General features: G+C 68.6%; 5 protein-coding genes. 2 read left to right on the top strand and 3 right to left on the bottom strand.

The features are described from left to right. The 3 genes from AC5RV2_RS13245 to tkt form a co-directional block, all read right to left on the bottom strand. The coding region (locus AC5RV2_RS13245; RefSeq protein ID WP_494092712.1) for a phosphoglucose isomerase-related protein at nucleotides 1-1,170 on the bottom strand (1,170 nt) is incomplete at its 3' end. Further along, nucleotides 1,167-2,291, bottom strand: a complete 1,125-nt coding sequence (gene tal, locus AC5RV2_RS13240; RefSeq protein ID WP_494023136.1) for a transaldolase — start codon at nucleotides 2,289-2,291, stop codon at nucleotides 1,167-1,169. The genes tal and AC5RV2_RS13245, both read right to left, overlap by 4 nt. Nucleotides 2,292-2,301: 10 nt before the next feature. Further along, nucleotides 2,302-4,407 (bottom strand): transketolase, encoded by a 2,106-nt coding sequence (gene tkt, locus AC5RV2_RS13235; RefSeq protein WP_494092713.1) that lies wholly within the window; start codon nucleotides 4,405-4,407, stop codon nucleotides 2,302-2,304. A 408-nt stretch (nucleotides 4,408-4,815) separates the two neighbouring features. Between tkt and AC5RV2_RS13230 the strand changes: the two genes are divergently transcribed. Further along, the gene (locus tag AC5RV2_RS13230) at nucleotides 4,816-5,775 is read left to right on the top strand and encodes a heme o synthase (RefSeq protein WP_494092711.1); all 960 of its coding nucleotides are present in this window, start codon (nucleotides 4,816-4,818) and stop codon (nucleotides 5,773-5,775) included. Nucleotides 5,776-5,859: 84 nt separating this feature from the next. Further along, nucleotides 5,860-6,516, top strand: a 657-nt coding sequence (locus AC5RV2_RS13225; protein WP_494092710.1) for a dihydrodipicolinate synthase family protein, incomplete at its 3' end; no start/stop codon positions are given.

The raw sequence follows: 6,516 nt of genomic DNA, 5'->3' as shown, positions 1-6,516 counted from the left end.
GCTGCCGCGCACCTGGACGGCGCCGTCGGTGAAGTCGGGCAGCGCCGCGGCCGGGCGTTCGTCCAGCAGCCCGCGTGCTGCAACCTTCGCCGCCTCGACGTCCGGCTGGTCGAAGGGGTTGATGCCCAGCAGGCGGCCGGCCACGGCCGTGGCGTATTCCCACAGCAGCAGTTGGCTGCCCAGGCTCCCGCCCACGGCAACCTCGTCGGCTCCGACCGTCACCTCGTGATCGGGGGAGACCAGCCGGACCACGAGCACATCCTTGGCTCCGGAGACGGTCTCCGGATCGCCGGCGTTGACCACCACCGGCAGCAGTCCGGTTCCCAGCTTGCCGGTGGACTCGGCCACCAACTGCTCGGCCCAGTCGGCGAAGCCGACGATCCCGGAACCGTCGTCGGCGATGGCTATCTTGTTGCGCAGCGGCTCGGTGCCGGCCAGCGCCGCGCCCAGAGCCAGGGCCATGTTGTCGGCGGAATCCTCGGAGAGCACCTCGGCGGCCTCTTCGGCGTCGTCGAGCAGCCTCTCGATGTCCACGCCGGCCAGTCCGGCAGGGACCAGCCCGAACGCGGTCAGCGCGGAGTACCGTCCGCCGACGTTGGGGTCGGCGTTGAACACCGCACGGTACCCGGCTTCCCGCGCCGCCTCATCCAGCGGGGAGCCGGGATCGGTGACCACGATGATGCGCGAGGCGGCGTCCAACCCGGCGTCGGTGAACGCCTGCTCGAAGACGCGGCGCTGGGAATCGGTTTCCAGCGTGGAACCGGACTTGGAGGACACGATGATGGCGGTGTCGGCCAGCCGTTCGGCCAGCGCGGCACCCACCTGCTGGGGATCCGTGCTGTCGAGCACGGTGAGCTCCACGCCGGCGGTATTGGCGATCACTTCCGGTGCCAGCGAGGAGCCGCCCATGCCGGCCAGCACAAAGCGCGTCACGCCCTCGGCCGCAAGCTCCTTGCGCAGCTCCAGGATTTCCGGAACCAGCGGCCGGGACAGCGCCGCCGCATCGACCCAGCCGAGGCGGACGGCCGCCTCGGCTTCCGCCTCCGGGCCCCACAGGGTGTTGTCCTGGGTCGCGATGCGGGAAGCGATGCGGTCCTCCACCAGCGTGTCGATATGGCGGCGGACGGCGGCCAGTGCGGCTCCCGACGCCTCGAAAGCCAGCGAACTCATGACTGCCGGGCTCCGTGCACCGAGTCGAGGGCGTTCTGGACGGTCTCCCGCAACTGCTGCCAGCTGGCCACGAACTTCTCCAGGCCCTCCTCCTCGAGCAGTTCCACCACCTCGTTGTAGGAGATGCCGGCCTGCGCGATGTCGTCGAGCACCTTGTTCGCTTCCGCGTAGGTGCCGGTGACCCGGTCTCCCTCGACCTTCCCGTGGTCGGCGAGGGCTTCCAGCGTCGGCTCCGGCATGGTGTTGACCACGTTCGGGGCCACCAGTTCGGTGACGTACAGGGTGTCTGGGTAGTCCGGGTTCTTCACGCCGGTGGAGGCCCACAGCGGCCGCTGCGGCCGGCCGCCGGCGGCGGCCAGCACCTGCCAGCGTTCGGTCGCGAACTGCTCCTCGTAGATCTGGTACGCCAGGCGGGCGTTGGCGACGCCGGCCTTGCCCTTCAACGCGGCGGCCTCCGCGGACCCGGCGGCGTCCAGGCGCTTGTCGATCTCGGTATCGACGCGGGAGACGAAGAACGAAGCCACCGAGTGGATGGTCGACAGGTCTTTGCCGTTTTCCTTGGCCTGCTCCAGGCCCAGCATGAAGGCGTTGATCACTTCGCGGTAGCGCTGCAGCGAGAAGATCAGCGTCACGTTGACGCTGATGCCGAGCGCGAGGGTCTCGGTGATGGCCTCCAGGCCTTCGCTGGTGGCCGGGATCTTGATGAAGGCATTGGTGCGGCCCACGGCCTTGTGCAGATGCTGCGCCTCGGCGGCCGTGCCGTGCGCGTCACGGGCCAGCCGCGGATCCACCTCGATCGACACGCGGCCGTCCACGCCCTCCGTATCGGCGGCGAGCGGGGAGAACAGGTCGCAGGCCTCGGCCACGTCGGACGTGGTGATGGCGAAGACCGCCGTATCCACGTCCGCGCCGTCGGCGGCCAGTTGCTGGACCTGCGCTTCGTAGCTGCGGCCGTCCTGCAGGGCGGCGGCGAAGATGGAGGGGTTGGTGGTGACGCCCACCACGTTCCGTTCGTCGATCAGGGCCTTCAGGGTCCCGGAGTTGATCCGCTCCCGCGAAAGGTCGTCGAGCCAGATGGAAACGCCTGCATCGGAGAGTGCCTGGGTATTCGGGTTGGACATTGCGTCCTCCTTAGGAATCGGTGGTCTGGGAGAGCGAGTCGCGGGCGGCCTCGACAACAGCCTCGGCCGTGAGTCCGAATTCGCGGAACAGGGTCTTGTAGTCGGCCGAGGCGCCGTAGTGCTCCAGGGACACGCTGCGGCCGGCGTCGCCGACCAGGCCGTCCCAGCACTGCGCGATGCCGGCTTCCACCGACACGCGGGCCTTGATGCCGGCCGGGAGCACGGACTCGCGGTAGGCGGGGTCCTGCCGGTTGAACCACTCGAGGCAGGGGACGGAGACCACGCGGGTGGCGATGCCGTCGGCCTGCAGCGTCTCGCGGGCCTGGACGGCCAGCTGCACCTCGGAACCGGTGGCGAGCAGGATCACCTGCGGCGTCGTGTCCGCGCCGTCGGACTGCGCCTCGGCCAGCACGTAGGCGCCCTTCGCCACGTTCTCGGCGGAGGCGAAACCGTTCTCGCCGCGCTCGTAGACGGGCAGGTTCTGCCGGGTGAGGACAATGCCGGCCGGGTTGCTGTGGTTCTCCAGCACCGCCTTCCAGGCCTGAGCCACCTCGTTGGCATCGGCCGGGCGGACGACGTCGAGGCCCGGAATGGCACGCAGGCTCGCCAGCTGCTCCACCGGCTGGTGGGTCGGTCCGTCCTCGCCCAGTCCGATGGAATCGTGCGTCCACACGTAGATGGAGGGAACGCCCATCAGGGCGCCCAGCCGGATGGCCGGCCGCTGGTAGTCGCTGAAGATCAGGAACGTGCCCGAGAAGGCGCGGGTGTTGGAGCTGAGCACAATGCCGTTCACGATGGAGGCGGCCGCATGCTCGCGGATGCCGAAGTGCAGTACCCTGCCGTACGGCCCGCCCGACCACATGTCGGTCTGCCGCGACTCGGGAACGAACGACGGGGAGCCTTCGATCGTGGTGTTGTTGGACTCGGCCAGGTCCGCCGAACCGCCCCACAGCTCCGGCAGCACCGGGCCGATGGCGTTGAGCACCTTGCCGGAAGCGGCCCGGGTCGAGACGTCCTTGCCGGCCGGGAACTCGGGCAGCGCCGACTCCCAGCCGTCCGGCAACTCGGACGCCTGCACACGGTCCAGCAGCGCGGCGTTCTCCGGGTTGGCCTCGCGCCAGGCCTGGTAGCCGGTCTCCCAGTCCGCGCGGGCCTGCTTGCCGCGCACGGCCACCTGCCGGGCGTGATCCAGGACCTCCGGCTCGACCGCGAAATTCTGCTCCGGATCGAAGCCGAGCACCTCCTTGACGGCGGCGACCTCCTCGGCGCCCAGGGCGGAGCCGTGGATCTTGCCGGTGTTCTGCTTCTTGGGGGCGGGCCAGCCGATGATGGTGCGCAGCGAAATGATCGAGGGGCGGGAGGTCTCGGCCTTCGCGGCCTTCAAGGCCTCGAACAGGGCCGGGATGTCTTCGACGTACTCGCCGGTCTCGGTCCAGTCGACCCGCTGGGTGTGCCAGCCGTACGCCTCGTACCGCTTGAGCACGTCTTCGCTGAAGGCGATGTCGGTGTCGTCTTCGATGGAGATCTTGTTGTCGTCGTAGAGCACCACCAGGTTGCCCAGCTCCTGGTGGCCGGCCAGGGAGGAGGCCTCCGAGGTGACGCCCTCCTGCAGGTCGCCGTCGGACGCGATCACCCAGACGGTGTGGTCGAACGGGCTCTCGCCGGCGGCAGCATCGGCGTCATACAAGCCGCGGGTGCGGCGCTGCGCGTAAGCGAAGCCGACGGCGGAGGCGAGCCCCTGGCCCAGCGGGCCGGTGGTGATTTCGACACCCGGGGTGTGCTTGTACTCGGGGTGGCCCGGCGTGAGCGATCCCCAGGTCCGCAGCGCCTTCAGGTCCTCCAGTTCCAGGCCGTAGCCGGAGAGGAACAGCTGGATGTACAGCGTCAGCGAGGTGTGGCCGGGGGAGAGGACGAACCGGTCGCGGCCCACCCACTGCGGATCGGTGGGGTCGTGGCGCATGAACTTCTGGAAGATCAGGTACGCGGCCGGGGCCAGGCTCATGGCGGTGCCGGGGTGGCCGTTGCCGACCTTCTCCACTGCATCGGCCGCGAGGACACGCACCGTGTCCACCGCCCGCTGGTCCAGCGATGTCCAGGACAATTCCTGATCTTCCATGTGTGGCACCGGGTGGGCCCCTTTCTGATCTGCGTCTAGGCGGCAGCCGACGGTCCGGAAAGTAGCCGCAGCCGCGGACCGATTGGGCCATTCGCCGTTGTTACTGCCTCAAGCTTGTTGCGCCGATAACCGCGGATTGGCGCTCCTTCCCCACTCTATCCGTTGCGTCTGCAATGCGCAGGACGCTGTGCAGTGCCCGCAGTCACAGGCGGGCACTGTTTGACGGCGGCAGATGCCCCCGCGCCCGGGCGGGTTTCGGCGAGGGCGGGCGAAGCCGGTTTCTCCGAGCAGGAAACCGGTTTCTACGAGACATAGAAGGAGTATGATGTAGGTGCACCTTGGCCCGTCCTTAACGGCTGGGCGCTTTCGTGTGTCAGACGAACTCCAGCAGAACTGAGTGGTTTTTCCTTGAATATCCAGACCGTACCGGACCAGGCGTTGGCCGTTCCGGCCAAGCCCGGCTTCTCGCGCAAGGCCAAGGCCTACCTGTCGCTCACGAAGCCCCGCGTGATGGAACTTCTGCTGGTGACCACCCTGCCCACCATGATCTTCGCCCAGGGCGGTTTCCCCGACCTCTGGCTGATGGCTGCCACGATGGTCGGCGGTGCCCTCGCCGCCGGCGCGGCCGGCTCCTTCAACTGCTACATCGACCGGGACATGGACAAGCTCATGCACCGGACCGAGAACCGCCCGCTCGTGACCGGGGAACTGACCCCGCGCGAGGCGCTGGTGTTCTCCTGGGTGCTCGCCGTGGTGGCAGTGGCCCTGCTTTGGTTCGGGGCGAATCCGCTGGCCGGCATGCTGGGCGTCGGCGCGATCTTCTTCTACGTCGTGATCTACACGCTGATTCTCAAGCGCCGCACCTCGCAGAACATCGTCTGGGGCGGCGCCGCCGGGTGCTTCCCCGTGCTCATCGCCTGGGCCGCGGTGGCCAACACGGTGGCCTGGCCGGCGGTGATCCTGTTCATGGTCATCTTCCTGTGGACGCCCCCGCACTACTGGCCGCTGTCCATGAAATACAGCGACGACTACAACGCGGCCAACGTGCCGATGCTCGGCGCGATCGCCAGCGCACGGCAGGTCTCCGTGCAGGTTGTCCTCTATGCCTGGGCCACCCTGGTCTGCTCGCTGCTGCTGGCTCCGGTCGGCGGCGCCGGCTGGGTCTACACCATCGTGGCACTGCTCAGCGGTTCCTGGTTCGTCTACGAATCGCACCGGCTCTACGCGCTGACCAAGCGCGGAACCGAAAGCACCGCCGTCACGAACAAGAGCGCCATGCGCGTGTTCCATGGTTCCATCAGCTACCTCACGGTGCTGTTCCTGGCCCTGGCCCTGGATCCCTTTATCGGCGGTCCTGTCTTCGGTTAGTCGCAACCCGCCCGACGCCGGCCTGACCCTCCGGATCCGGCGCTTCCCGGGGCTCTGCTGCCCGCGCTGCCCTAAGATTGCGGCATGAACCCCTTCCGCGGCCTGATTGCCTACCCGGTGACCCCCTTCCATCACGACGGCGGCGTCAACCTTCCGGAGCTGATCCGCCATATCGCGGCCGTGAGCGAGGCGCCCGTCGACGCGATCACCGTGCTCGGCAGTTCGGGCAACTTCGCGTATCTGGACCGCACGGAACGACGGGAAGTCGTCACGGCGGCGGTGGAGGCGGTTAAGGCGGTCCGGCCCGGGCTGCCGGTGTGCGTCGGCGTGAGCGCGGTGGGCACCCGTGAACTCCTGCAGAACATCGACGACGCCAACGCGGCCGGTGCCGACGGCCTCCTGGTTTCCACGGTGTCCTACTATCCCCTGACTGACGAGGAAGTGGCGGCCCAGTGCGTTGCGGCCGCCCGCCGGTCCGGCCTCCCCGTCTGCCTGTACAGCAACCCCCGGACCACGCAGTTCAGCTTCAGCCTGGAGCTCGTGGCCGAGCTGGCCGCGGAACCCAACATCGTGGCCGTGAAAGAATCGGCACCCTCCGCCGAAGTATTCCGCGGCCGATATGAAGAACTCCGGGGCCTGCTGCCGGTCGAGGCCGGCGACTTCAGCCACGGCATGAGCGGCGACGCGCTGATCGCCGACGCCGGCTTCGCGGCCGATGCCTGGCACGGCGGGCCGATTGCC

It is taken from the genome of Arthrobacter sp. Y3225116, from assembly GCF_059091245.1.
This window is presented reverse-complemented; position numbering and strand designations above follow the sequence as displayed.

Coding starts and splice junctions, on each gene's coding strand:
- tal (WP_494023136.1), bottom strand. CDS start 2,291: ATGTCCAACCCGAATACCCAGGCACTCTCCGATGCAGGCGTTTCCATC.
- tkt (WP_494092713.1), bottom strand. CDS start 4,407: ATGGAAGATCAGGAATTGTCCTGGACATCGCTGGACCAGCGGGCGGTG.